The following is a 25542-nucleotide window of genomic DNA, read 5'->3' as shown; positions in this document are numbered from 1 at the left end:
AGCAAGCAAGCTAAGAGTTATAGTATTAGTGGCTAGTATAATGGTGTTGTGTGGTGTAGTGGTATGGTGAAGCATTGGATTGATGAGCTGGCAGATAAGCTGTATGAGGCCTTGAAGAGTAGAGGTAAAGAGGTGTACGTCTTCAATGGTGGGTTATCAGTTTCAGGGCTACAGCATGTAGGCAGGTTGAGGGGGGAGATAATTATCGCTGAAACCTTGAGGAGGATACTTAGCGAGAGAGGTTTGAGGATTAAGCAGTATCTCACTCTATACACGCAGGATCCGTGGAAGGGTAAGGAGGCTCAGTTGAAGCAGTTTAGTGACCCGGTTGAGGCTGGCAGGTATGCTGGGAACCCTCTTATAAGAGTACCAGACCCCAAGGGGTGTCATGCTAACTGGGTTGAACACTACTGGAGTGACTTCGGCCCCTTCATAGGCGAGTTCACAGATGGAAACATAGAGGTTGTCACCACAAGCGATATGTATAAGAGTGCATTCAAAGAGTTCATTAAGCTAACTCTAGAGAAACGCGAGGAGGTTAGAAGAGTAGTCAACAAGTATAGAGGTAGAAAACCCTACCCAGAGGACTGGATCCCTATTGAACCCATATGTGAGAGATGCGGGAGGATAGATTCAACTAGGACGGTGAGAATCCTCAGCGATGATAGAGTAGAATACGAGTGCACTCACTGCGGATACAGGGGGATTACAGATATAGGTAACAGTAAACTGATGTGGAGGATCGAGTGGACTGGCATCTGGTGGGTTCTAGGAGTAGACTTCGAGCCCTACGGAAAGGATCACGCTATGCCTGGAGGCAGCAGAGACAGCTGTGTCGACTTAGCTGTAAACGTCTACGGGTTTAAACCCCCTGAGGGATTAGCGTACGAGTGGGTTGAATGGAAGAAGCCTGATGGAACACTAGCAGACATGGGGAGTAGTGACTTCCTTGGTTTCACGCCGAGAGAATGGCTTGAAGTCGCCCACCCACACGTGTACAGGTTCATAGTGTTGAAGACTCCGCCTATGAAGAAGTATGCTGTGGGCCTACACGAGGTACCCCAGTACTACAGCCAGTACTATAGGGCTGAGAGAATATACTATGGCCTCGAGAAGGCTGATGAAGAAGAGGAAGTACTATTAAAGAGAAGCTACGAGCTCAGCTACCCTAAAGGGTATCCTCCAAGAGAGCCACCTGAACAGGTATCCTACACGCATCTAGCTATTCTATCACAGGTAGTCCCTGAAGACAAGTGGAGTAGTGAGGGGTTAAAGAGGTTGATGAGCATTAGGCTACTCCCAGAGAAGCCCAGCGAGTACGGTGCCCGGAGGATACTAGAGATCCTGCCGAAGGCTCACACATGGGCTTTAAGATACGGTGGGGAGGCGTATGCTTTCACGTTAAACACTGTGGAGAATGCTGCCAGGATAGCTGAGAAGATGCCTGGCGAGTACAGAGAGTTCTTCAACGCTCTCTACGAGAGTCTCTCAAGCCTAGAGGAGTGGAGCGAAGAATCAATCAAGAACTCCATGATTAATATTACAGGTAGCATGAGGAGAGATGTCATCAGCGAGTTCTACAAGTACTTCTACATGCTCTACGTTGGCAGGGAGAGCGGGCCACGGGCGGCTCCACTTCTAGCTTTAATGGGCCGGGAGCAGGCTTTAAGATACCTGGAGGTATTTAAACACCTCTAGGGTGGCTGTAGCCATGGATCCAGGGCTTAACACGCTTCTCTGGGCTGTTATACTAGCTTTCGCCCCGGTCAGCGAGATCCGTGGTGCAATACCATACTTGTTCTTGAAGGCTGGAGGCAATACTCAGCTACTTCTACAGGGAATAGTGCTCTCAGTACTCTCAAATATGAGCGTCCCCCTCATAGTAATCCCTCTTCTCTCTCTTATAGACCTGGTTATAGCGAAGCCGTGGGTTCCATCAGGTATTAAACGCCTCTATGCATGGATGAGGAAGTGGGGTGAGAAGAAGGCTCTTGGAGTTAAAAAGGGCTCGTATATAGCGCTAGCAGTATTTGTTGGAGTCCCTCTTCCCGCGACAGGTGCTTGGACAGGTAGCCTTGTAGCATACGTGCTCGGCCTAGATAAGAAGAAGTCTATTATAGCGATAGATGCCGGGGTTCTGATGGCCTCACTAATAGTCTTAGCAGCCACGTATCTAGGTATCGAGGCATTGAAGAAGATATTCATGCTTTAACCCCCCTGGTATGATGAGGGTTAAATAGAGCTGCTTGACACTACTATCATCTAGACTGGGAGTGCCATCAATGATCTATATTCACACAGGAGACCTGCATCTTGGATGCACCCTCTCCGAGAGAGGTCCTCTCGCTGAATTCTACTTGAAAATCCTGGAGGAGATCGCGGATAAAGCTATCTCGGAGAAAGCACCCGTACTAGTAGCCGGCGACTTCTTTGATTCATATAACCCTGATAACTACACGCTCATGACGAAGGTGGCTGAGAGTCTAAGACGCCTGCGTGATAGTGGTATTAGTGTAATCGCTGTACAAGGGAACCATGATAACGCGAGGAGCAGGCACGGGGTACTAGACTTCTATGATGCATCAGGACTGTTAAAGCTCACTAGGTATGAGGAGAAGGAGGGCTGGCTGGTACTCTACCCGCTGAGAATCGGAGACCAGGTCTTCTACGGTATCCCAGGCTTCAGGAATCAAGCTGAATCCAGATACATTAAGGAGAAGAGGGTAGTATTCAAGGGTCTAGATGAAGCGAGAAAGAACAGCTTAATTATTCTCGCCCACGTGAGCATCGAGTTCGCTGGCTTTAAGCCAAGCAGCTACAGCTACATGTACGGGAGGATGGATGTATTGAGAGATGAATTCACAGGGGTTCTCCCGCCTGAGACACGTTATGTAGCGTTAGGCCACATACACTTACCTATTCCATCTGAGCGAGTATTCAAGTCGAATATAGCCTACCCTGGAGCACCTATAGGCATGAATGCAATGGATCTCCGGGATTCAGCTAGACTCGAGAAAGCAGGCGTGAAGCGTAGAATACTCCTCGTGGATATCAGTAGCGATACACCACTAGTTAAAGCCTTCGAACTGCAGAATACCCCGAGAGTAATCCATGAGAAAGTATACACAAGTAATCTAGATGAGCTGAAAAAGCACTTGGAGAAGACTATAAGAGACTACACGGACTACCATAGCTTCATCATTGATGTAGAGGGATTAAGAATCGAGAGTAGTGGCGAGCTAAGCAGGATCGTGCAGGAGCTTCAACGCAAGCATAGCAAGCTTATTCACTTAAAGCTAACTGGAGAAGAGAGCGTGAAATCCATTCTAGTGGGCTTTAATCCATCCATAGAGGTTACAGGGGAGCTCTCAGTAGACGAGCTTGAAGCTGAAATCCTCAAGGAGTACGTGGAGAAACAGGGCTTGAGAATACCCTTCGAGAAAGTGCATGAAATACTTAGATTAATGTACGAGGAGCGCGAGGAGAAAGGTGAATCATTCTACCGGTCCCTCTACGATAAGATTAAAGAAGCTTTAAGAGAAATATATGGTAAGGCTGAGAACGTTGGAAAATAGAATGAGCTGGCTTATCGAGAAGTACGCGAGGCTACTCCACGAAGACTACGTGAAAGCCCATGAAAGCCTAGTAGTCTCAATAAGAAGCATTCTTTACAGTAGATTTTACAAGGTTGCACCAATAAGAGTAGTTAAGCAGGAGAAGCCGGTTGTATTTGTTGACAGCGGGATATTTACAGAGAGCACTAATGTCTCCTCGCTCACGTTAATGAGGCTTGGAGCCATAGTGAGAGAGGAAAATGGGAGGCTAGTCACTCTAGCCCACTACTCAGGGAAGCCTTCTGCTAAAAGCATTGAAACTCTAATAGTATACTCGAATATAGGCTGGGATGGCTTAATACCTGTCTTCAAATTCTCCATAGAACCAGTGGATGAGCATTCACTACTCTTCAATGAAGGTGACACTGACAGAGTATCACGGGAGGTTTCATGGATCATCAATAGAGGCATTAAGGAGAGCTTTGAGATTAAGAAGCCTGGTCAATCCCCGAGGAAAGTAGCTAGGTATCTAATGAATATACACAAATATATAATCAGCATGCTTGAAGTAGCATACCTAGCCAGGATCCTAGAGTTCATTAGTGATGGTATTGGAGTAGTAGACGGCTCTCTTCAAAGATGGTTTGGCGTTAAATATGCTGGTATGCCCCCCGTAGACGGCTTCAGCATTCTATCAGTACTCTCCGGGGTAGGTAAGAGCAAACTCAAGGAAATTCTCATCGATAAAGTGACTGGTCTAACAAAGACTTCAAGCCTTACAAGCTTAGCTAGTGCTTACAGTCTTTTCATGGGAAACAGTATTGTATCTAAGAGTGGGGCTTACGGCTACGTTGATAGCGAGTCTGCGGGGAACGCTGCAACCGTCCTGAAGGAGATAGTAGAGAAGATGGGGGTTGATCTAGGTAGAGAGGCTGCAGCAGTCTTCAATAGGATAGTATTCCAGAAGAGGGATGAAGTAGAGCTATGGAGGTTCCGGGTGCCTGTAGCATCAGAAGGCTTCCAGCGGATATTCCACGCGGAATACTATATTGATAAACCTATTATAACTGTATCATCTAGCGGAGTTAAGGTAAACGAGGATCTAGCCGGGAAGCTCGGCGAGAAAGCACACTATACTGTGAACCAGGTTTTCTCCAAGGTGAGTGGAATCTCTGGTACTCCCCCTTACGGGTTGATGGAAGTGGATAGAATGGTTAGGCTCGATAGAGATAAGTCGAGGGTATACCATGAAGTATTAATACTAGCATTAAGAAGGGCTGTTGGAAGAGGAAACCACCCTTTGATACAGGCTTTCGAAGCATCCCTGAGAATGAGGTACGGGTACAGGTGAATATTCATGCTTAAGCAGGTAGGATTAGTGTACGGGTGGGATGGAAGCGAGGTTGAAGTAGCTGTAAGCGACCTCTCAGAGTACCTGCCAGGCTTAGGAGACCTCTTATACGTTGTTGATGATGGAAGAGAACTGATACTACAAGTTGTAGGCTTTAAAGGCTCCATGGACATCAAGCCTCTATCCCTCTACGTCTCCGGGGAGATCCCATCCGACGTGATTAAGGGAGCCGTAGTTAGAGCCTCACTCTTCCTTGAGATCGCGGGAGGTAAGCATCTCTGGAAGCCTGTTAGACCGCCTCAACCACTACGACCCGTCTACTTGTTGAATCCTGTTGATGATGAAGCAGGAGAGGTACTAGATAGAATCAGTGCACTCACCAGTAAGGGTTCCGAAGGGGTAACCCTAGCGTTCCTGAGAAGTGGTTCCTACCAGTATGAGGGTGAACATAGATATCCTAGGCGGGCTAGAATTAAAGTAAGGCTCTCTGAGATGCTCAGTAAGCATGTACTCCTAGCCGGTCAAACAGGCTCCGGGAAAACCACGGGTTTAAAGGGATTAATTGTCAGGTATGCTCTTGAATCAAAGGAGAAAATTGGCTGGTTGATAGTAGATAGACACGGCGAGTACGCTGAGAAGTATAATCCAGGTAATTTCACCGGGTTTCTTCTGGATTCACTCTACTCAAATGATAAGCTAAGGGATGTAAGAGTTAAAGCGTACAAGCTGGCTAGCAGGCAGGGGGAACCCTTCAGCCACGGCTACTTCGAGCTTATTGAATCACCCTTTACTGCCAGTAGTGTAGGCATCAACGACTTCAAGGCATTACTAGAAGATGTTGCACCAGGACCAGAGTACACGGATATGCTGGAGGAGATGGTTCAGATAGTCGCTAATATACTCCACGTGATGAGACTACAAGGAGGTGAGCTAGAGAAAAAGGTTGCCAGCGTATTCTTCTCGAATGAAAGCGAGCTGGAGCCTAATGGAAACCTGCTAGCACTCCTCCCATTACTCTACGATAACATGATTAGGTATGAAGGCGTTGGGAGGCGAGAGAAGTCTGGCCTCTTAAAGATTCTAGTTGATAAAGGCATATACACCAACCACATAAGGATCATTAGGAGGTATATTCTAAGCATAATGAGGTGGGTAAGCAAGCCTATGCATATCTCGTCAGGTAAGACTCAACCTGCATCTACAGTGAAGTACACTACCTTAAATGTACTCGACGACTCCAGGAGTGTTATAAAGGTGAACTCATTACTGAAGAAGCCTGAGTCTCTTATAGTAGTATTAAGATTAATCGAGAAGTTTCTTCACGAAGCTGAGAACGTGCAGGGAGCTAACTACCCCTGGAAAAACATTGGCATAAGCACTGAACTAGATTTCAGTGAGGAGGGTAGTGTAAGCTTTGATAGAGTGATCGAGGAAGCTGATGAAGGAGGTATTGTAATCCTCGATGTATCCTTGCTGAGCAGGGAGCAGGCTGACCTAGTAGCCTTAACGGTTGCTAGACGCTTATTCGAGAAGCGGTTCAGTGAGGGTGTTCTAGGAGTTGAGGGTAAGCCTGTTGTCGTACTAGTATCTGAAGAGGCACCACTGTACCTGAGCCCTGAGAAAGTTAGAAGCCCCTTCAACTCTTTCGCCAGGATAGCTAGAGAGGGGCGGAAGTTTAAGATAGGGCTTATAGCTGTATCCCAGCTTGCAAGCATTATCGAGAAGCAGATACTTGGAAACTTCAACACTATAATAGCTTTACGCAGTAAGAGTAGGAGTGATATCGAGCTGCTATCAGATATAGGTATTCCCTCAGAGACCCTCCCATTTCTCAGTGATAGAGAAGGCTACCTATACTCACCGGACCTCCCTATTAAAGAGCCTATACCAGTGTACATGCCAGCATGGTACGAGCATAAAAAAGACATTGAAGCTGTAAGAGAAGGCTTAAGAAAGCTAGAGGAGTTCAAGGAGAGACCCGGTGACATACTCCTCTAGTAGTGGTCGGCGATGAGGATATACGGGCTGGTATTAGAGAATATTAGGAGTTTTAAGAGGGGGCGCATAGTATTCCCGAAGAAGGGTGTCACAGTTATTCACGGTGAAACAGGGAGTGGGAAGACAAGCATACTAATGGCTGTAAGTGCAGCATTATTCGGTCTAGCTCAAGGTGAAAGCGGAGACCCCTTTAGAGCATTCGCCTACCCAACCGGTAGAGACCTGCTTAGAGCAAACGCCTCTGAGGGGTCCGTGAGACTACTATTCGAGCATGAAGGTAAATTATACCTAGTAGAGCGCAGGTTTAGAAGAGAGGGTTATAGAGTTGTCAGCGCGCAGCATGGAAGGCTCGAGGAGTACACTATAGATACCAACACTGGGCGTATAGTTAACACGGGTAGCTGGATCCTATCCCCGACAGAGCTTAACAAGAGAATTAAGAGGATACTAGGAATTAAGGAGAAAGCTAGAGAGCAGCCACTACTATTCACAAGCGTGCTCTACGCTCCTCAATTCAATATTCACGAGGTCCTCAGCCTCAGCGAGGAGAGAAGAAGGGAAGTCGTGGAGAGATCGCTTGGATTAACAAGATACAAGGAGTACAGAAGGAATAGTGAGGAGGTTAAGAGGTTAGTTAGAAGCAAGATAGAGGAGTTAACCCAGCGCATACGCGACGTTAAGGCTAGACTCCAGTATAAAAGCAAGGAAAACCTGCTTAGAGAGAAAGCGGAACTAGAGGAGCAGTTGAAAAACCTTGAAGAGAAGAGAAGGCAGCTGGAGAATACTTTAAGGGATTTGAGAAGTAGAATCGACAGCGTTCACAGAGAACTCGGAGAGATTCGACGAGAAATAGGAGAGCTAGAGGGGAAGATAAAGCATGCTATCCAGTTAAAAGAGGAGCTGGAGAGAACACGGAGGGAGCTGGATAGCATAACATCAGCTTACAGCTTGAAGACACCGGTAGATGTTAGGCAACTCATAGAGAAATTAGAGGTGGAGAGGAGGAAACTAGAGGAGCAGCTTAAAGCAAAAAGCATGGAGGAAGAGGAGCTTGAACAGAGCTTAGAAGTCCTTCAGGAAACCCGTAAAAAACTCAGTGAGGAGAATCTCGCAAGTTATAGAGGAGAAATAAAACGTGTAGAAGCTGATATCAAGTATAAGAGCAGAGAAAGAGAGGAGCTTAGAGAACAGTACAATCAGTACCTAGAGCTCGTTAATAAAGGTGTATGCCCCCTCTGCCGTCAGCCAATCCCCCACGAGCACGGCCGTAGACTCATTGCTGAGATCTCAAGCAGAATTGAAGCCTTAAATAAGGAGATCGAGGAGCTGGAATCCAGGAAACTAAAGCTGGAGGAAGAAGAAAAAGGAATTATCGAGAGCATCAAGAGAATCGATGAGGCTATAAGCGAGAAGAGAAACAGAAGAAACCAAGTGAAGAAGGAGCTGAATGATCTCAGAGAGGAAATAAGAAGACTAGATATAATAGTAGAGAAGGTAAACGGGCTCGTCAAAAGAATTGAAGAACTAGAAAGAAAACTAGAAGAAAGCAGGGACATCAAGAAACTACTAGAAGCAGCTAGGAGAAAGCTTACAGAAGTCGAGAACCAGCTGGATGAGTACAAGCGCCAGGAGAAAAGCCTGGAAGCAGAGGAGAAGAAGCTAAACTCGATCATAGCTGAGATTAAAGGGCGCGTAGGGTTCATAGAGCAGGTAGTTATGGATATAGAGAGAGATGAAGAAAGCCTGAGAAAACTGGAGAACGAGAAAAAGCTTCATGAATGGATACTAGAGTTACTGAAGAGCCTTGACGTTATCGCCGAGGAAATCGAGAAGAGAATTTCTCTAGAGATGATTAGGGATTTCAGGAGGATCTTCTACGAGGTACTCGAGATGTTAACACAGGATCAGCCTGTTGAAGTATACGTAAGAGACGATTTTACCCTGGAATCCAAGGTGAGAATCGGTGGTAAATCATATACTATATCATCACTGAGCGGTGGTCAAAGCATTGCTGTAAGCTTAGCGTACAGGCTCGCACTCAATGTCACTGCAAGAAAGTATTCATCATTCCTTAGGAGGACTACTCTGATACTCGATGAGCCGACAACAGGCTTCAGCCAGGAGCTTGTTAGAAGGCTAGGGGAAGTCCTGCGTAGTATCGGGGAGATTGAGGGTCAAGTTATAGTTGTAACCCATGATGAACTCTTAAAGAACATAGGAGACTGCAGGATAATGCTTGAGAGAGACCAGATCAACCATGAATCCAGAGTGGGAAGCTATGAATGCGTAGGAGCCGAAGACTTCGATGTATATAAGAGTATCGTGGAGGGGATTCTTGAAGGCCGGTACCGTGCAGAGAGAAATCCTGCAACTCCTACTGGGAGCAACGAGCCTGGATTTAAGCCTACTGTAAGACTAGGTGTAAATGATGAGCTCCAGAGTGTTAGAGGCGGAAGAAGCATCTTAGACTATTTTAAGTGATATTCTCGATGCTCTCCTTGGAAGATGCTGAGAGCTTAAAGGGTGATGGGAATAGCTCTCTAAGGCTCATTACAATAGTTTTCCCGGATTTCACGCTGTGCATTATGATTAATGCATCCGCATTAAATTCTGATATCACTTGCCTGCACGCCCCGCAGGGGGGTATCGGCTCCTCCATATCTGTTACCACGGCTACAGCTACAGGCTTTCTCTCGCCGGCTGACACCATTGCGGCTATAGCGGAGCGTTCAGCACATATTGTTAAACCATAGCTAGAGTTCTCGACGTTCACTCCTGTATACACGTTCCCCTTGCTTGTTAGTACTGCTGCGGCCACATGGATATTGCTGTATGGGGCATAACTATTCCCGAGGACTTCTCTAGCTTTCTCTATGAGCATTTTCTCATCTATCTTCATGCCTTCTCAACTCCTATGATGTATTCTTCGTCGCCTATCTCCCATACCTGCTTGAATCCTTTAAGCTCTTCCAGCTTGTCGTCGTTTTGTTTAACGGTTAGCTCAACGCTTCTAGTTTCATTCATGATGTACTTCCTCATCTTCTCTATTAAGGCTACCTTATCCCGTGGTGCCAGTATTGTTGTTTTAATCCATGCATTTAGATCCAGGTTCATCATCTTCCTCATAACCTGGATCCTTCTAACTATATCTCTTGCTAGTCCTTCAGCTATCTCCTCCTCGCTGAGCCTTACATCTATAGCGATGCTACCCCATCCAGCTTCCCCGACGCTATATCCCTCTATGTAGTGGGGTGTTATCTTTACATCCTCTCTCGTTAAGACTACCATTGAATTATTCACTAGTGTTTCGTGAACACCTTTACTGAGAATATCGGATGCTATTTTATCCTGATTGGCTTCAACGTATTCTGCTAGAGGTCTTACTAGGGACTTGTACTTAGGGCCCACGTTCTTATAGACTAGTTCAACCTTATATCTAACTATCTCGCTGAGGAGTCTTAGTGGTTCTACATCGACATCCTTGGCATTCGCGATAACTCTCACTAAATCCATGTTTCTACTTATAACACTAGCGACTCTTTCATCATCAGCATACACTACCAGTCTCCTGATTGGTTGACGCATCTTTAAGCCGTGCTTCATTCTAGCTTCTGCAGCCGCTTCGTACACCTCTCTAATAATCTCCATTTCAGCTTCAAGCGTCTCATCGATTAGCTCCTCCTCTGGTTCAGGGTATTGTAGGAGGTGTATGGAGGGCTCATTGTAGACAGGCTTCATTAGGGCCTGGTATATGTATTCAGCTATGAATGGAGTGAACGGTGCCATTAATCTTGCAAGTCTATCCAGCACGTAGTAGAGTACTGTGTAGGCTGCCAGCTTATCACTAGTGTTCTCTTCAACCCATACACGCGGTCTTATAAGCCTAATGTACCAGTGGCTGAGGTCCTCGATGTAGAAGTCTCTAAGGAGTTTTACAGCTGAGTGGATCTCATATGAATCCATGAGTTCTGAAACACGCTTAATGAGAGTGTTCACTCTGCTGAGAATCCACTTATCCTCTGTTTTTAAGTGTTCCATGTAATCTCTTAGCGCGTGGCTACTTGGATCATAATTGTCGAGCTTCATGTACGTGTAGGCTAAGACAGCTATATTCCATAATACTGCGAGATCCCTCATTGAATCCTCAACAGCCTTCCACGAGAACTTTGCATCCTCCCATGTCGTGTTACCTGCAAGCCATACTCTAAGTGGATCCCTGCCGATTCTCGCTATGACTTCATCCGTGCCCACGTAGTTACCTAGGCTTTTATGCATCTCCCTACCTTTTTCATCGAGCATGAAGCCGTGGACTAGCACCGTTTTATAGGGTACTCTATCGAAGCCCACGACCCCGGCTCGCAGCATTGAGAAGAACAATCCTCTTGTTTGATCATGGACTTCAACTATGAAGTCAACGGTAACATCCTCGGGGCTCAACCTATCCGGGTGATCTTTTGCAGCGTAAAATGCAACACTACTGTCAAGCCATACATCAGCGACATCGGGGACCCTACGCATTTCAAGCCCGCAGACCGGGCACTTGAAGACAACTTCATCTATCCAAGGCCTGTGAAGCTCCTTGGGCTTTACGCCGGCAAGCTTCTCCAGCTCGCTTATGCTCCCTACGACTACTCGGTGTCCATTGCTACATCTCCATATGGGTAGAGGAGTCCCCCAGTACCTCTGTCTTGAGATAAGCCAGTCTTCAACGTTCTCAACCATGAAGCCTATTCTCTCACGGGCCCATTCAGGGATCCACTTTACATTATCGAGTTCTCTTCGAAGCTTATCCTTAAGCTTTGATACCTTGATAACCCACTGTCTCGTAGCCCTCATTACAACAGGTGTCTTACACCTCCAGCATACAGGGTACTTGTGGATAACGGTTGAAGCTTTAAGAAGCGCTCCCCGCGACTCTAAGTCCTGTATTATAGCTGTGTTAGCATCCTTAACGTATAAGCCAGCATACTTGCCTGCTTCCTGCGTGAATCTTCCCTCATCGTCGATGGGACTTGCAATCACGTCTACTCCATTTCTCCTGGCAACCACGTAGTCCTCGAAACCGTGGCCTGGTGCACCATGCACTAGCCCTGTACCTTCATGCATTGATACGAATTCTGGTGCAGGATACACTACATGATACTTCTCAAGCTCTTTTTGAAGAGGCACTATATCGGCTAGAGGGTGAACATATTTTACTCCAATTATCCTGGAGCCCTTGAATTCCTCGACAACCTTGTAGTCTCTAACACCTAACTCGCCTGCTACTGCTTCAAGCCTTTTCTTGGCTAAAATCCACTTCTCACCATTAACCTCGATCTTCACGTAGTCTTCATCCGGGTGTGCCATGATGAATGTATTAGCTGGCAGTGTCCACGGGGTAGTCGTCCAGATTAAAAGGTACTCACCTGGCTTTCCATCAACCTGGAACTTCACGTATATACTTGGATCCTCCAGCTCATGGTATTCAAGCTCGTATTCAGCTAGTGTTGTAGAGCACCGGGGGCACCAGTGCACAACACGGTATTCCTCGTCGAGCAATCCCCTCTCGTGCGCCTTCTTGATCAGCCACCATACGTATTCAATGTATTCGTCTTTAAGGGTGAGGTAGGGGTTATCCCAATCCATGAATACACCGAGTTCCTTAAACCACCTCGTCATTGCTTCAGCATTCGTTAAAGCCAGCTTCTTGCACTTCTCTATGAATCCTTCAACCCCGAGCCTCTCTTCTATCTCCTTCTTAACCTTAATGCCGAGACGCTGCTCTACTTTTACCTCTATGGGGAGCCCGTGGCAATCGTAGCCTGGCTTATCGAAGACCCTGTACCCCTTCATCCTCCTGTATCTTAGAACAGCGTCCTTCAATACTTTATTCCATGCTGTGCCAATATGAGGTACGTCTCCAGAAGGGTAGGGTGGCCCATCTATAAAATTGAACTTTCTCCTCCCGGACCTGTTTCTCTCCTTAACAAGGTTATACACGTTTACGGAATCCCAGTACTTTAATACAGCCTCCTCTACATCCCGGGGCTTGTAGGCACCTTGTAAACTCCACTCGCTGCTCATCTGCAACAGCCTCTTAACCTACTAGCTGCCTACCATTATAGCTGGAGTAGAAGTAATAAGTATTGTAGCTGTTAAACCTAATGCTTCAGAGTGCTAGAAGTAGAAGTAGTAATGCTAGTAGGACTACTGTGAGGTAGAGCAGGAATAAACGTGCATTCAGCTTGTAGAGCATTCTAACATATGAGAGTATAACTCTACTAGAGAGCTTGGAGGAGCCGCTTGCACGCCCCTTGAATGTAAAAGGCTCTTCACAGACCCTTGCATCTTCAACCTCGGCTAGTATCTCCACGAGGACCTTATAGCCTCTGGGCTCAACAAGCCTCCAGTACTGCAGTATACTTTTTCTGGCTGCAAAGAAGCCGCTTACAGCATCTCTTACTCTTCGAGAACCTCGTACAAGCATGTGCGCTAGGAATATTGAAGCCTTTGAAACCAGCTGCCTTATAACAGGGAAGCCTTCTACTCTACCACCCTTCACGTATCTTGATGCAACAGTAATATCGCATCCCTCCTGGATTCTCTTCACGAGGACCGGGATATATTCTGGAGGATGCTGGAGATCAGCATCCATGACTACAATTACATCACCAGTAGAGTGCTTTACCCCTTCATATACCGCTGAAGATAACCCCATTTTGCCGGGTCTCCTTACAACTCGAACCGGGTATATATTGGAGAGCTTTACTGCCTCCTCAGCTGTGCCATCTGGGCTGTTATCATCTACCACAACTATCTCGTACTCCAGGCCTGCTTTACGCATAACTTCCCCTATAGAGGGGATTAAGACACGTATATTCTCCCTCTCGTTGAATGTAGGTAGAATAATGGAGACCTTCATTAAACCCCGCCTGTTAGAGCTATGAGGTTTCAGGAGCCTCTCTGCGATGCCCTCTCACAGCATCATGTATTATGCTCGAAATCCTCTCGCTAACTTTAACTAGTTCTTCGCCAGTTAGCTCCCGATACTTGGCTCTGTTAAGGTATACTGTTATTAGAGCTTCGGGTATTAATCCAGCCTCCTTAGCGAACTCCTCGAGAGACATAGATGTTAACTCCACGATCCTCCCGTCCTTTAACTCTACTACTTCAATAGTGCTAAGTATCTCTGCTCCCGCTGAAGGATATATATCTATCTTATCGAAGACTACTCTAACATCCCCGGGCTCTATATCTCTCCCGTGAAGGGCGTTCGAGACCTCCGTGTAAACCTCCTCCTCTATACGCTTCTGGAGTATTTCACCGTACCTCCCGTAGAGGTGTCTTGCTTCACGCAAGTTCACTGTAATCCTCTTCAAGGTCTTCCAAAGTGGCTTCCTCCTCACGAAAAGGCTTTCCAATGCGCTTCTAGCCAGCTCTTTATCCTCACAGACAGCACCTTTAAGATCATCCACTAGCATTCTCTTGAAGAGCGAGTAAATGTATTGATCCGTGAGAACCAGGTATGTGAATGGCTTACCCTCCTCGAGAAAGCTGCTAAGCAGTCTTGATACCTCATCTCTTATACATTGAAGTAGGAAGCCTATCGTTTCTATGAAAGCCTGATTAACCTGGTGGAGATAGACGTTTTTATACATGATTTTTCTCGCATCGAAGAGCCGGGCGATCTCGTCTAGAGCCTTCCTAGCTACAGCCGGTACAAGCCTATTGCTTTTCTCGATTACATACGAGTTCCGTATAATCCATTCATCATTGATCTCGCCTACAGGCACGCCTGTATAATAGCTATCTCTTCTCAGGTAGTCCATGATATCGCTCGTGTAAACGTAGTCTCTTACCACAAGCCTAACAATGTTCTCTAATCCGTGAGCCCCTAGCGGGTCGTAGAAGTCTCCTGCTCCAAGCAAGCCTTTGCCATGTAGATCAGTGTATTCCCTCATTCCTTGAGGAGGCTTCATCCCCTCATCTAGCAGGTAGAGAAGCAGCTCAGGGTCTACGTGCAGGTTCTCCTTCTCTCTTGAAAGAGTTTTCTCGATTAAATCTCTTAAAACCATGCGGTAGAGCAGGTATCCTATGATCTCGTGGTTTCCAACTCTGAAGCCGAGGAACCCACTGGATCGATAAACGTATTTATCAAATGCATGGCTGAATGGCCCGTGACCTATATCGTGAAGCAGTCCTAGTAGTCTTGAAGCATGGATAAGCTCTCTTTGATGAGCTATAAGCTCCCTCCTACGATCATCGGGGATATTAGATATACCCGCGGACCTAACTAGGTACGACATGTACTTGTAAGAGGAGAACAGTACTCCCAGGGAGTGAGAGAATCTTGTATGAGTGGCTCCAGGATATATTAAGTGTGCTGCTTGAAGCTGGTATATGTATCTAAGCCTCTGAAGAACCCATGAATCCATGACTACATCTTCAAACCCCTTCACGTAGTCAATGTACCCGTATACCGGGTCACGTACCTGGGCGTTGAAAGGTATGAAACCAGCCGGCTCGAATCCTACTTGACTACTACTCGCCGTGCTCAAAGATTCGCGCACCCCTTACTGCACTCTATTATAATAGTACTAATATATCCATATAAGTGATGCAGGAAACTCCGGTCTACTTCAGGCTAGATACTACCGGTTTATCTTCTCGAGGAGCTTAGCGTAAGGTGGTTCGAGTGGAAATCCCTCTCCACATCTAGGACAGACTACTGTTAGAGGCCTCTCCCTCTCCTCTAACTGTATACCTTTACTAGTATACTGTAGTGTTACCTCCTGGATGAAGATGAATTCCTCGGCTCTCCCAGTAAAGCCACATCTAGGACACTTTAATACTCTCACCACTCTCCCCAGGATATACTGACACTACTACCTTATTATACCTAAACTAGTAGTGAAATAAACCCATCACTTTGGTTAGCAATTCTGATACCTGTAGAAAGATTTATAAACCCATTAAACTATAATTCGAAACTGGTGGTGTAAATGCCTGGAGAGATACCATTAATTGGTGAACCACTCCCTCAAATGGAGGTAGTGACATCCCACGGCAAGAAGAAGCTACCAGATGACTACAAGGGCAGATATCTAGTGATATTCAGTCATCCAGCCGATTTCACGCCAGTCTGTACAACAGAGTTCGTAGCCTTTACCAAGAGATACGAAGACTTCAAGAAGCTAAATACTGAGCTACTAGGGTTAAGCGTTGACAGCACATACTCGCACATCAAGTGGATTGAGTGGATTAAAGAGAAATTCAATGTGGAGATACCTTTCCCAATAATAGCTGACCCCGGCGGCGAAGTTTCAAGAAAGCTTGGATTCCTCCACGCGCAGAGCGCAACTCACACTGTAAGAGCTGTTATAATAGTAGACGATAAGGGTATCGTGAGAGCGATCCTATACTATCCCCAGGAAGCCGGTAGAAACATAGATGAAATCTTGAGATTAGTGAAAGTCCTCCAGTTAAACGATAAGTATAAGAGGGCTGTGCCGGCAGGATGGCCCAACAACGAGTTAATTGGAGACTCGCTGATAGTCCCGCCGGCATCAACAGTGAAAGAAGCGGAGGAGAATGTAAAGAAGTATAAGTGCTTCGACTGGTGGTTCTGCTACGAGGAAGAAAAAGTGCCGAAAGAGGAAGTCTTAGAAACCAGGTCCTGGCTTGAGAGGGCTGCTAAACCCTCCAAGTAAAAACTCTTTTTCTCTTCTACACTATTCTCATCTCGCCTACAGCATATATTAGTCTTGGATGGATAACCTCCTATAGGTGTCATCATGGTAGACTACAGGGTATACAAGCTAGCCGAGAACTTCTACCTTCTGCGTGCATTTGATTATTCAACCAGGTTCTTTGAAGGATTATGGGAGATACCTGAGGGAATAATGTATAATTCCTATGTTCTCACTGGTAGTGAGGGTACTGTAGTATTCGATACCTGGAAAAACAGCATGGCTAGCGAGTACGTGGATGCCTTAAAAGATATAGTGGATCCAAGGGATGTTAAATACGTAGTCGTCCACCACGCTGAACCTGATCACTCAGGGGCACTTAAGCTGCTCGTCGAGAAATCCAATCCACTAGTGCTCGGGCATCCTCTAGCTAAAAACTTGGTTGAATCATTCTACGGGGTCCAAGTGAGATTTAAGCCTGTAGTAGATGGCGGGAGCCTGAGTATTAACGAGGAGAAAATAGTCTTCTACCAGACACCTTGGCTCCACTGGCCTGAAACCATAGTATCCTATATAGCTGGCAGTAGAGCCCTCTTATCATGTGATATCTTCGGGGCTTACGGCGTCTTCAATAGAGAGGTGTGGATTGATGAGTTAAGCGGGGAAGCGCTCGGCAAGTACTGGTGGCTCATGAAGAAGTACCTTGCTAACGTGATAGGCACTTACCGCGAGTGGATTCTAAAGAACCTTGAGAAGCTCACCCAGATACCAGGTGGAGTGGAGTGGATACTACCATCCCATGGCCTCCTAATTAGAGGAGAATACACGGGTCAGGTTCTACAGAAATACGCTAGCTGGGGGAGAGGGGATTCAGAGCACGGTAAAACTATTATAGTGTACTCTTCGATGTATGGTTTCGCGCAGAAAACAGTTGAATTAGTTGAGAAGTATCTAGCTGAAAAAGGCGTCCAGGTGAAAACACTAGGCTTCAACGATGAGAGTAGAGCTTACGTAAGCGATATTATTGGCGAAGCGTATGACGCAGAGCGCATTCTTTTCATTACATCAACATATGAAGCTGATTTATTTCCACTGATGCGATATGTAGCATTTCTAATGACTAGTAAGATCCCGAGGAACAAGAGGATCGCTGTGATAGCCCTCTACGGGTGGGGTGCTAAAGCCGGCAGGATTCTCAGCGAGATCCTAGGGCCGGCAGGTTTTAGTATCGTGGAGACTCTTGAGTTTAAGGCTGGTGAGGAAGAGAAGAGTATGGAGAAGATTAAAAGCCTGGTAGAAAAACTACTATCTTTTTAAACTCGATTTCATCTCATCTTAACACTTCAAGCATTCCATGCCGCTTGCTTTTCCTTAAGCCTCGAGTACCCTGAGGAGTCCTTCTGTATTGATCTTGCCACTTGATATTATATTACCTCTCTAATACTATGATTCCACCAGCATGTTTTACCCTAAGGGCTATCAGCTCCCATGCTCTGAATAAGTGTAGGTCTTTCTCGGGTCCAATGTAGTCTACTGAGACATCCCCACCTGTAACTAAGTCGAGGACAAAGGGTTTCGTAGATGCAACTACAACTCTGTTATCGTCTATCACGGGAGATACAACTATGCTGTCCACTAGATGGGTGATTCTCTCGAGCTCTAGAAGCCCTCTTTTCTCGGATACTTTAGCTGTTCTAGCGTAGTTGGAGGGGCTCACAACTAGAATAAATGGTCTTCCAGCTCCTGCAGAGTACAGCTTGCTGACAGCACTAGCTACATCTGTAACAGGTGTTCCATCGAGATCCCAGTCTCCCATTCTGGCTCGCTGAACCTCAGTTGAGGATATTATTGACTCGAGGATCAAGGAGTCCTCCATTAATGCTAGCTTTAATGCAGCCTGATACAATTCAGGCATTAATGGGCTGGTCTTACTCCTCGAAGCGTAGTCAAGGTCTCTCTGAGTAACCCTGAAGCTTACTGAGAGTTCTTTCAACGGGATTATAGTGCGTTGTATTTCCCCGCCAGCTTTTTCGATTACAGTGCTTTCAACACCTCTACCTAAGTCGACTACCTGAATGTACTTTCGTAGAGTCCTGTTCTCGTTTAATACGCTGATAAATGCTTTTTTAACAAGCTCTAGAACACTATTACTATCAGGAGGGTCCACTGGCCCACTGGTTTCTGAGGTATTCCCATTATTTCTAAGTAAAGGTACGCTGAGGCCTGTGAGTTCTTTAACCTCGATTGCTCCCTTCTTCAACTCTTCTACTTGTCGTGGATCAATGACTTCCAGTAGAGAGAGGAATTCTCCTACATGGGTTTTCTCCTCGTTTGCTATATCCTCGAAAACCCTGCGTATTTTCTCATCCTCTATAGCCCTGGCGAGCTGAAGGTAGAGGTTTATGGCATCGAGCTCAGCTATTATTGCGAGTCTTAGGGCGTCAGCGGCCTCCTCAGCGCTAAGCTTTCGATCTCTCGGTAGGTCGAGAGGATGCTTAGATAACATTACATATTACACCAAACTATACTAGGCTATTAACACATATAAATCTTTGCTGCCGGGCCTACATGCTGTATCTTTCAACTGCATCAATAACTCTCTGGGGGATCATGGATGGAGTGACAGCTATTACTAGTAGGCCGTTCAGCCTCGCTTCAGTTAGTGCATCTACATCCTCTCTGAGAGTCTTCATTAACTTTACTTCATAGATTCTAGCTGCCCAATCCGGTAGATCACCTCTGCTCTCATAGCTTGTGATGAGAGGGTTTATAATGTAGAGAACGTGGCCTCTACTCCTGAGAAGACTGTTCCATTCGATTAGAACGCGTAGCATGCTCCTCGTGATATGCGTGAATAAGAATACCACGCTCCTGTCTCTCGGGAGAATATTCTTATATGTGTAGGATAAAGCCCCCACCAGCATGCTACTACGAGGTGCATCCACGCCGGTAAATTTAGCCTTAGATAGTATTCTAATAGCCTCTAGGTATCCTCGGTGACCATGTATAGGTCTACCACTAGAGTCAACCATGGACTCGTTGAATACTACTGTTGAGATCGAATAGCCTCTTCTAACCAGATAGTAGACTACTGATGCTATGATCCTAGCTGAATGCTCAACCATGGATTGCCCGAAGGGCCCGCTCCACATTTCCCTTGAAGCATCGAGAATAAATATTACAGGCTGGTGGACCTCCCTCTCGGACTCCCATACTGCAAGCCTTCTCCTAGACGCGTAAATACGCCAGACAATCCTTCTGGCTTCATCACCGGGGGAGTAGTCTCTTACATCATAGAACTCAACACCATCTCCAGGTGTTCTAGATTTAACGAGGCCGGTGCTCCTAGCATAGCTGTAAAGCTTTCTCACTATAACTTCCTCCGGCTTCGGTGGAATACGGAGTATTACAGCTCTTCCCAGCTCTATCTCATTTGACCTGTAGAAGCCGAATGGATCTCTAGCGATTATTTTAAGCGGGCCTACAATATGCTCGCCGAGCCTCTCCTTGAATACGAAGCGTAGTTTAAGCGTCGACTTAGGCGGGATTACAAGTAGCCCTGATTTAACTCCCTCCACCAGTCTTAGCAGCTCGCTGTAGCGAATACTGTATTCAAGATGGAATACCGGCATCCATAAGGGGTTTTCCACGGTGTATGTGACAGAGATCCTGTCATCCCGCTCCACAGAGACATCTGAGTAAACTTTAAGCTTCTCTACTGCATACAAGTTTACCTCCATGATGACGCGTGAGAGGAGGGGTACAGCGAGTAGTACGATAGTGTAGATCACTAGTTCTGGAGTGATTAGAACTGATACTGCCACTATTATTGATAATAGAGCCATGTACTCCCTCAATCTGTGGGTTGCTTCCACGGCTTCAGCCACCTGCTATGAGTCTCCTGTAGTCCTCAATTTGCAGCCTAGATGCAAGCTCCCTGATCAACCAGCTTGTCTTCTCATATGCTTTTATTGTCTCAGAGTGCCATCTAACAAGTATGGGTCTCCGTGAAGACCCAGTAGCCTTTCTATACAGCTTATTCATGTAGCTCCAGTAGGATTCAGCCTCACTCCTCCCAATATACTCTGATGCTTTCTCAATGAATACTGGATTAGAGAGTTGAACGCCTAGTAAGCTAGCTGAGACCTGGTCTGCAAGCCAGTACACGTTTAGAAAGTCTGCTTTACTAAGCTTTTCCCTGCCTTCAGCTATCTTGGCTCTAGTTGACTCGAATACTGTTATATCTCTTTCAACCTGCTCTTCAATTCTCTCATCACGTCTTAGGAACCTTGTATCTTTAACTAGAAGCCTATCAATGATGAGTGCTGCTAGTACTGAAATAGGAATAGCCAGGAGTGGATTTAAGAGGATGTATCTGAGAGCATCATCTGCGTAGCTGAAGAGCAAGGGCATCCAGAACGCTGGATGTAGTAGAACTGAGAGAATAAGCAGGGTAGCGTAGAGCATGTCTGCTAAGCTAGCTCCAAGCGAGGCTAGCCTGCCTGGATCGGCTAGTAGGTCTAGAGCATTCACCATCTTGTAGTGGGTGTTGTCCAGGAGTATCAAGCAGCGGGGACTGCTGCCGCAGAGGTATCTGAAGAGCTCTAGCGAGAACTCCCTGTAAACTGTAGCGTTCTCAGAGCTTAAAACCTGGTTGAGGAATATTGATCCATCGCCAATCACGTATACATGGATTCCAGTGCTTGAATCCTCCATTGCGACAACAGGATCCCCTGTAACCACCGTGGTAGGCTTATCGCTTATAGCGCATTCACTAGTGTTTGAAGCGATAACCCCGTAGCCTGGTATAGCAATAGCGTATGGATAGTTCACGCATCCTCTCACCAAGCCTCTTCCAGTGACACTAGACGCTAAGTCTAGAGTTAGATTAAAGTACTGTTCGCCCACAGCAATCGTAGCCTGAGGATATGGCGTGTAGCCGCACCTGCCATCCACACAGTGCTCAACGTACACTCTATCCCCTGCTACCCTTAAACTAGTATTCAAGGCTATCAGTAGTGGATTCGAGTATGTAGACTCGTCTGCTACCAGTACGGTTAGGCTTCCACACTTGGATTTAAGTATCCCTATAGTGTGCTCAGCCTCCTCGAGCGTAAAGGGTACTTCAGGTGATATAGTCGCGTAAACACATTTCTCCCCGCCAGCATTCTCCAGGTCGTTGAGAGAGCTTATAACTCTCACAGAATACTCTAGCTCTAAGGCATTAACCAGCTTGAGTGTACCGTATGATAGCGGGTTAAGAGGAGATGCCCCCTGTGGAATACCTGCAACCACCGGCCCTTTCTCCACCATTGCAACTAAGCCTATGAACACTAATGCTGCCAGTACTGTGAGAGCTACTAGACTACCCCTACTCCACCTAGGTTTCACTCCTGCTTTTACTCGACGCGTAGACATATACAGCCAGCCTCAGAATATAGAGGGATGCAGAGAGCAGGGAGAAGCCTATGAGAGCGGAGAGCAAGGATACTCCAATTAATGCTGACTCCATGTAGCTTACTGATAAGAGGAGCATCCATATTGAGAGAGCCATTACAGCTACACCAAGGGATAATAGTATAGGGAAGCCTGCTTCCCTCGATTTAAGTATCTTGCTCATGGCAGAGCACCAAGCATCCTCAATAAATCGCTTACTAAGGATATTATAAGAGCTCCCATATCACTATACCCAGAGGCTATTAGACTAGATAATCCAGCTACATCAGGGTTAAACACTGCTGCTAGCAGGGAGACCCCCTTCTCCAACGAGAGAATCACTGCTGAAACATAGATGAGTAAGGGTGGAGCTAGAATACCGGTGAGACCTGGGGGTTTAACACCTTCATTAAGTTCCCCTAGCAGGCTAACCCAGTCCATAAGCCATTTGACTGTCATCGCTGAGAGTGTAAAGGCTACTAGACCGATAGCGTAATCCACGGCTATCTGGAAGTACTGTGAACTAGTGATAGCAGTAGCCGGTAGATTATCCAGTACAACGGGTAGGTAAACACCGTGGAGTATAGCGTAGATGGCAGGGTATACTAGGAATACTACTGGAAGCCTCAGGATCCAGGTGAAGGGGATTGCAAACACCTTATTTATTGATGATTCATCGAGGAGCTCCTCGAGCACGCTGCTTCTAGAGGGGATCATGACTGTTAAAGCAATATCGATTACAAGCTTAAAGATGCTGTATAAGTATACTAGGAGTGCTACTGTTAAAACTATAGTGAAAAACCTTGAATTTAGTATAGGTGAGAGCAGGGGATTCAACGCTACTACCCTGCTCGCAGCTCCTAAAATGCTCTTGAATACCTGCATGGTGAGGAATATTGTTAAAGCTATAAGTAGCAGTATCGGCGTGCACACAGCAGTCACTGAAGCTAGTGATTTAAGCACACCACGGTAGTCTAGTCCAATCCATGATACCTCACCACCCCTATACACTTGTAAGAGCGTGTCCAGCACCAGCATCACTAACAACCCTGCTATCGAGTACAAGGGGATCAAGCCTTCTACAGCTGAAAGCAGGACGAGAACTGAGAGCGATAGCATGTATAAGGTTAAACTCCCAGCTACAAACGTTAAGCCTGCGAGAACCATTACTATGATGCCTGCAGCACTATAGCCTCCAGCAAACACGGCATCAAAGGGCTTACCGTGATACACGTTTAGAAGGACTAGGGCATCGTAGACTAGTAGAAGTGCTGTGATCCTTCTACCAGCTTCAAGAACGAACCTTCCCTTCTTCAACTAGGCTCACCAGCTCAATATACTTTCTAACGGTTTTTTCATCTACTTCTCTTCTATTTGCTAGCAGCGGGTTGAACCTGCACTCCTCGTAGAGCATTGTTATCTCCTCGAGCAACGCGGCTTCCCTTGAGGGGAGCTTGCCTGAAACTCTCCTTAGGTACTCTCTGTGCGTTTCACTTGGCATCTTGGAGTAACCGTACCTCTGTTTGATGAAGGATATACTAGCCCAGTAAGCTGATATGCAGTCGCCTGGTGCAGTAGTTTTCACGGCGCTACTCCTAGCTAGCTTTAAGTGGATCTCGGAGTACACTCTTCCGAGAATACCGGTTATTCTAGCTCTCTGCGAAGTTGTTAAGAGTACTAAGGCGAATATAGCTGTGAATACAAGAAGTGGAGTAGCTAGCTGGAGGCTGAGGAACCCGGTTAAACCAGGTAGTACTGGCATCGGTATCTTGAAGCCCTGGGGTGTGAATGCTCCCGGAGCCTTTAATCCTAGTATAGGTGTTGAGACGCCTGCTGGAATACTCTCCTGATATAGGGATTGATGTCCCGCTGCCTCCATGATCGCCGTGAGCATTCTACTCATAAGCATTGATGCTAGTAGTGAATCCCCCTTCTTAGAGGCTAGGTCTGCTAGTATACGGTATACAGCTAGCTCATCGCTGGAGCTTAATTCACCTCTAGCCTTTAATGTATCAATGTACTCTAGTATTGATGCTATATTTTCAGGTGAAACCTCGTTCTTCTCGAGGAGGCTTCTAAGCATTGCTTGAAGACTGGTATTGTTAATGTTAGCGAGAAGAGTGGTGGTGTTACTCTCAAGAGTCCTATTAACCATGCTACTATACGATTCATTAAGCAGTCCACTTGCTGTAAGATTCCCAAGGAGCTCTCTAATCACAGTCTCGTTGAGAGAGCTTATTTTAATATCCGTCACGTTGAGTGATTCACGTGCTATTTCATCTAGGCTTTGAGGAGGCTGGGTTTGAAGTGGGAACCCGGGTGTATGTCTTTCCTCCGAGAGTGCTACTGGGGCTGAAAGAACGAGCATGAGAGTGAAAACAAGGATTGCTGGAAGTCTTCTCACGGTGCCGGCACCTTTACTCTAGATAAGACATCATCTATTACTTTCTCCACGGGGAGTCCTTGGATCTCGTACTCAGGCTTGAGTACCAGTCTGTGAGATAGCACTGGCTTACAGGCCTCTCGCACGTCATCAGGGATCACGTAGCTTCTACCATTAATGTAGGCTATCGACCTCGCTATTTTAAGAAGAGCTATGCCGGCTCTAGGTGAAGCCCCGAGTCTTACAGCAGCATGCCTTCGGGTCTCCTCTACGATTAACGCTATATAGTCGTATATGGAGTCGTCGACTCTAACCTCCCCTGCCCTCTTGATTTCATCGAGTAGTTCATCGCGTGTAAGCACAGGCTTTAACTCTCCTATAATTCTCTCTATTTCATCAGCCCGCTTGATTATCTTTACAAGACCCTCGTGGGATGTATAGCCTACCGTGATCTTAGCTAGAAATCTGTCAAGCTGGGCTTCAGGCAGCGGGAAAACTCCCTCCATTTCAATAGGGTTCATGGTTGCCAGCACCATGAAAGGCTCTGGAAGCCTAAAGGTCTCGCCTTCAATTGTCACCTGCCTCTCCTGCATAGCTTCAAGCAGAGCTGACTGAGTTCTAGGAGAAGCCCTGTTCACCTCGTCAACTAGGAGTATATTCGTGAAGATCGGGCCTTTTCTAACTGTGAAGCCACCGGTTCTCTGGTCGAAGACAACGTAGCCTATAATATCGGATGGAAGGAGGTCAGGGGTCATTTGAACACGCTTAAACTCTAATCCGAGTAGCTTTGAAACCGCTTTAGCAGTATAGGTTTTCGCAACACCTGGAACACCCTCTAGCACGATGTGTCCTCTTGCAAGCATTGACGCGATGATTATCTTTAACTCCTTCTCTCTTTCAATTAAAAGTTCTCCATCAATAAGAATCTTTCTCACAGTATCATAGAATGTCATTTAATTCATCCTCTATGCTGGCAGTAATTATAGTGATTACAGCTTAATTAGCTTTATGGCTAATGCGCTCTCAGCAGGCTTGTAGGGCTATTAAGACGATTATTTAAAACTTCAAGATGACTCTATATGATTCATTCTTCACAATATTAAATGTACATGTAAATAGAAGATTTATATACATGATTAACTACCGATC

The 25542-nt window shown here is 46.2% G+C and carries 20 protein-coding genes; 8 read left to right on the top strand and 12 right to left on the bottom strand.

The genetic code is table 11. The features are described 5' to 3' along the window. Positions 1–63 precede the first annotated feature (63 nt). The 6 genes from lysS to OWQ48_03475 are packed head-to-tail and all read left to right on the top strand — an operon-like array spanning position 64 to position 9384. A complete protein-coding gene (gene lysS, locus OWQ48_03500; GenBank protein ID MCY0868280.1) occupies positions 64–1698 on the top strand; it encodes a lysine--tRNA ligase in 1635 nt (544 codons plus the stop codon). A 13-nt stretch (positions 1699–1711) separates the two neighbouring features. Beyond that, positions 1712–2212 (top strand): small multi-drug export protein, encoded by a 501-nt coding sequence (locus tag OWQ48_03495; protein ID MCY0868279.1) that lies wholly within the window; start codon positions 1712–1714, stop codon positions 2210–2212. 34 nt (positions 2213–2246) lie between these two features. After that, entirely contained in the window at positions 2247–3575 is a 1329-nt protein-coding gene (locus OWQ48_03490; protein MCY0868278.1) for a DNA repair exonuclease, read from the top strand. Continuing rightward, complete coding sequence (locus tag OWQ48_03485) at positions 3565–4905, top strand: hypothetical protein (GenBank protein MCY0868277.1); 1341 nt, start codon at positions 3565–3567, stop codon at positions 4903–4905. Before OWQ48_03490 ends, OWQ48_03485 begins: the two co-directional genes overlap by 11 nt. A gap of 6 nt (positions 4906–4911) precedes the next feature. Continuing rightward, positions 4912–6903 (top strand): DUF87 domain-containing protein, encoded by a 1992-nt coding sequence (locus OWQ48_03480; protein ID MCY0868276.1) that lies wholly within the window; start codon positions 4912–4914, stop codon positions 6901–6903. 12 nt (positions 6904–6915) lie between these two features. Further along, a complete protein-coding gene (locus OWQ48_03475; protein MCY0868275.1) occupies positions 6916–9384 on the top strand; it encodes an SMC family ATPase in 2469 nt (822 codons plus the stop codon). On the opposite strand, the gene OWQ48_03470 is transcribed toward OWQ48_03475, so the two are convergent. The 5 genes from OWQ48_03470 to OWQ48_03450 form a co-directional block, all read right to left on the bottom strand. Then, positions 9377–9802 carry a cytidine deaminase gene (locus OWQ48_03470; protein MCY0868274.1) on the bottom strand — a complete coding sequence of 142 codons (426 nt, stop codon included), beginning with the start codon at positions 9800–9802 and terminating at the stop codon, positions 9377–9379. The two genes, OWQ48_03475 and OWQ48_03470, sit on opposite strands and share 8 nt — an antisense overlap. Continuing rightward, entirely contained in the window at positions 9799–12969 is a 3171-nt protein-coding gene (gene ileS / locus OWQ48_03465) for an isoleucine--tRNA ligase (protein ID MCY0868273.1), read from the bottom strand. Before ileS ends, OWQ48_03470 begins: the two co-directional genes overlap by 4 nt. 85 nt (positions 12970–13054) lie before the next feature. Beyond that, on the bottom strand, positions 13055–13807 hold the full coding sequence (locus tag OWQ48_03460; GenBank protein ID MCY0868272.1) for a polyprenol monophosphomannose synthase: 753 nt from the start codon (positions 13805–13807) through the stop codon (positions 13055–13057). A gap of 19 nt (positions 13808–13826) precedes the next feature. Continuing rightward, positions 13827–15443: an HD domain-containing protein gene (locus tag OWQ48_03455; GenBank protein ID MCY0868271.1), complete on the bottom strand. Its 1617-nt coding sequence runs from the start codon at positions 15441–15443 to the stop codon at positions 13827–13829. A 93-nt stretch (positions 15444–15536) separates the two neighbouring features. Next, the gene (locus tag OWQ48_03450; GenBank protein MCY0868270.1) at positions 15537–15746 is read right to left on the bottom strand and encodes a hypothetical protein; all 210 of its coding nucleotides are present in this window, start codon (positions 15744–15746) and stop codon (positions 15537–15539) included. 141 nt (positions 15747–15887) lie between these two features. On the opposite strand from OWQ48_03450, the gene OWQ48_03445 reads away from it, so the two are divergent. Both OWQ48_03445 and OWQ48_03440 read left to right on the top strand, forming a co-directional pair. Continuing rightward, complete coding sequence (locus tag OWQ48_03445) at positions 15888–16595, top strand: peroxiredoxin (protein MCY0868269.1); 708 nt, start codon at positions 15888–15890, stop codon at positions 16593–16595. Between the two features lie 84 nt (positions 16596–16679). Then, positions 16680–17891 (top strand): FprA family A-type flavoprotein, encoded by a 1212-nt coding sequence (locus tag OWQ48_03440; protein ID MCY0868268.1) that lies wholly within the window; start codon positions 16680–16682, stop codon positions 17889–17891. Between the two features lie 112 nt (positions 17892–18003). Here the strand turns inward: OWQ48_03440 and OWQ48_03435 are convergent, their stop codons facing one another. From OWQ48_03435 to OWQ48_03405, 7 genes are read right to left on the bottom strand one after another with little or no spacing between them, the layout of a single operon-like run. Beyond that, positions 18004–19080 carry a family 1 encapsulin nanocompartment shell protein gene (locus OWQ48_03435; GenBank protein MCY0868267.1) on the bottom strand — a complete coding sequence of 359 codons (1077 nt, stop codon included), beginning with the start codon at positions 19078–19080 and terminating at the stop codon, positions 18004–18006. Between the two features lie 58 nt (positions 19081–19138). Then, positions 19139–20449: a DUF58 domain-containing protein gene (locus tag OWQ48_03430; protein MCY0868266.1), complete on the bottom strand. Its 1311-nt coding sequence runs from the start codon at positions 20447–20449 to the stop codon at positions 19139–19141. 4 nt (positions 20450–20453) lie between these two features. Continuing rightward, on the bottom strand, positions 20454–21965 hold the full coding sequence (locus OWQ48_03425; GenBank protein MCY0868265.1) for a hypothetical protein: 1512 nt from the start codon (positions 21963–21965) through the stop codon (positions 20454–20456). Next, a complete protein-coding gene (locus OWQ48_03420; GenBank protein ID MCY0868264.1) occupies positions 21955–22194 on the bottom strand; it encodes a hypothetical protein in 240 nt (79 codons plus the stop codon). The genes OWQ48_03425 and OWQ48_03420 overlap by 11 nt, the downstream gene beginning before the upstream one ends. Next, the gene (locus OWQ48_03415; protein ID MCY0868263.1) at positions 22191–23327 is read right to left on the bottom strand and encodes a hypothetical protein; all 1137 of its coding nucleotides are present in this window, start codon (positions 23325–23327) and stop codon (positions 22191–22193) included. Before OWQ48_03415 ends, OWQ48_03420 begins: the two co-directional genes overlap by 4 nt. Beyond that, positions 23302–24414 carry a DUF4129 domain-containing protein gene (locus OWQ48_03410; protein ID MCY0868262.1) on the bottom strand — a complete coding sequence of 371 codons (1113 nt, stop codon included), beginning with the start codon at positions 24412–24414 and terminating at the stop codon, positions 23302–23304. The genes OWQ48_03415 and OWQ48_03410 overlap by 26 nt, the downstream gene beginning before the upstream one ends. Then, a complete protein-coding gene (locus tag OWQ48_03405) occupies positions 24411–25346 on the bottom strand; it encodes a MoxR family ATPase (protein MCY0868261.1) in 936 nt (311 codons plus the stop codon). Before OWQ48_03405 ends, OWQ48_03410 begins: the two co-directional genes overlap by 4 nt. Between the last annotated feature and the right edge of the window lie 196 nt (positions 25347–25542).

The organism is Desulfurococcus sp., assembly GCA_026626905.1.
Taxonomy (GTDB): Archaea; Thermoproteota; Thermoprotei_A; order Sulfolobales; family Desulfurococcaceae; genus Desulfurococcus.
The sequence above is the reverse complement of the archived record's forward strand: the minus strand, read 5'-3'. Positions and strand labels throughout refer to the sequence as shown.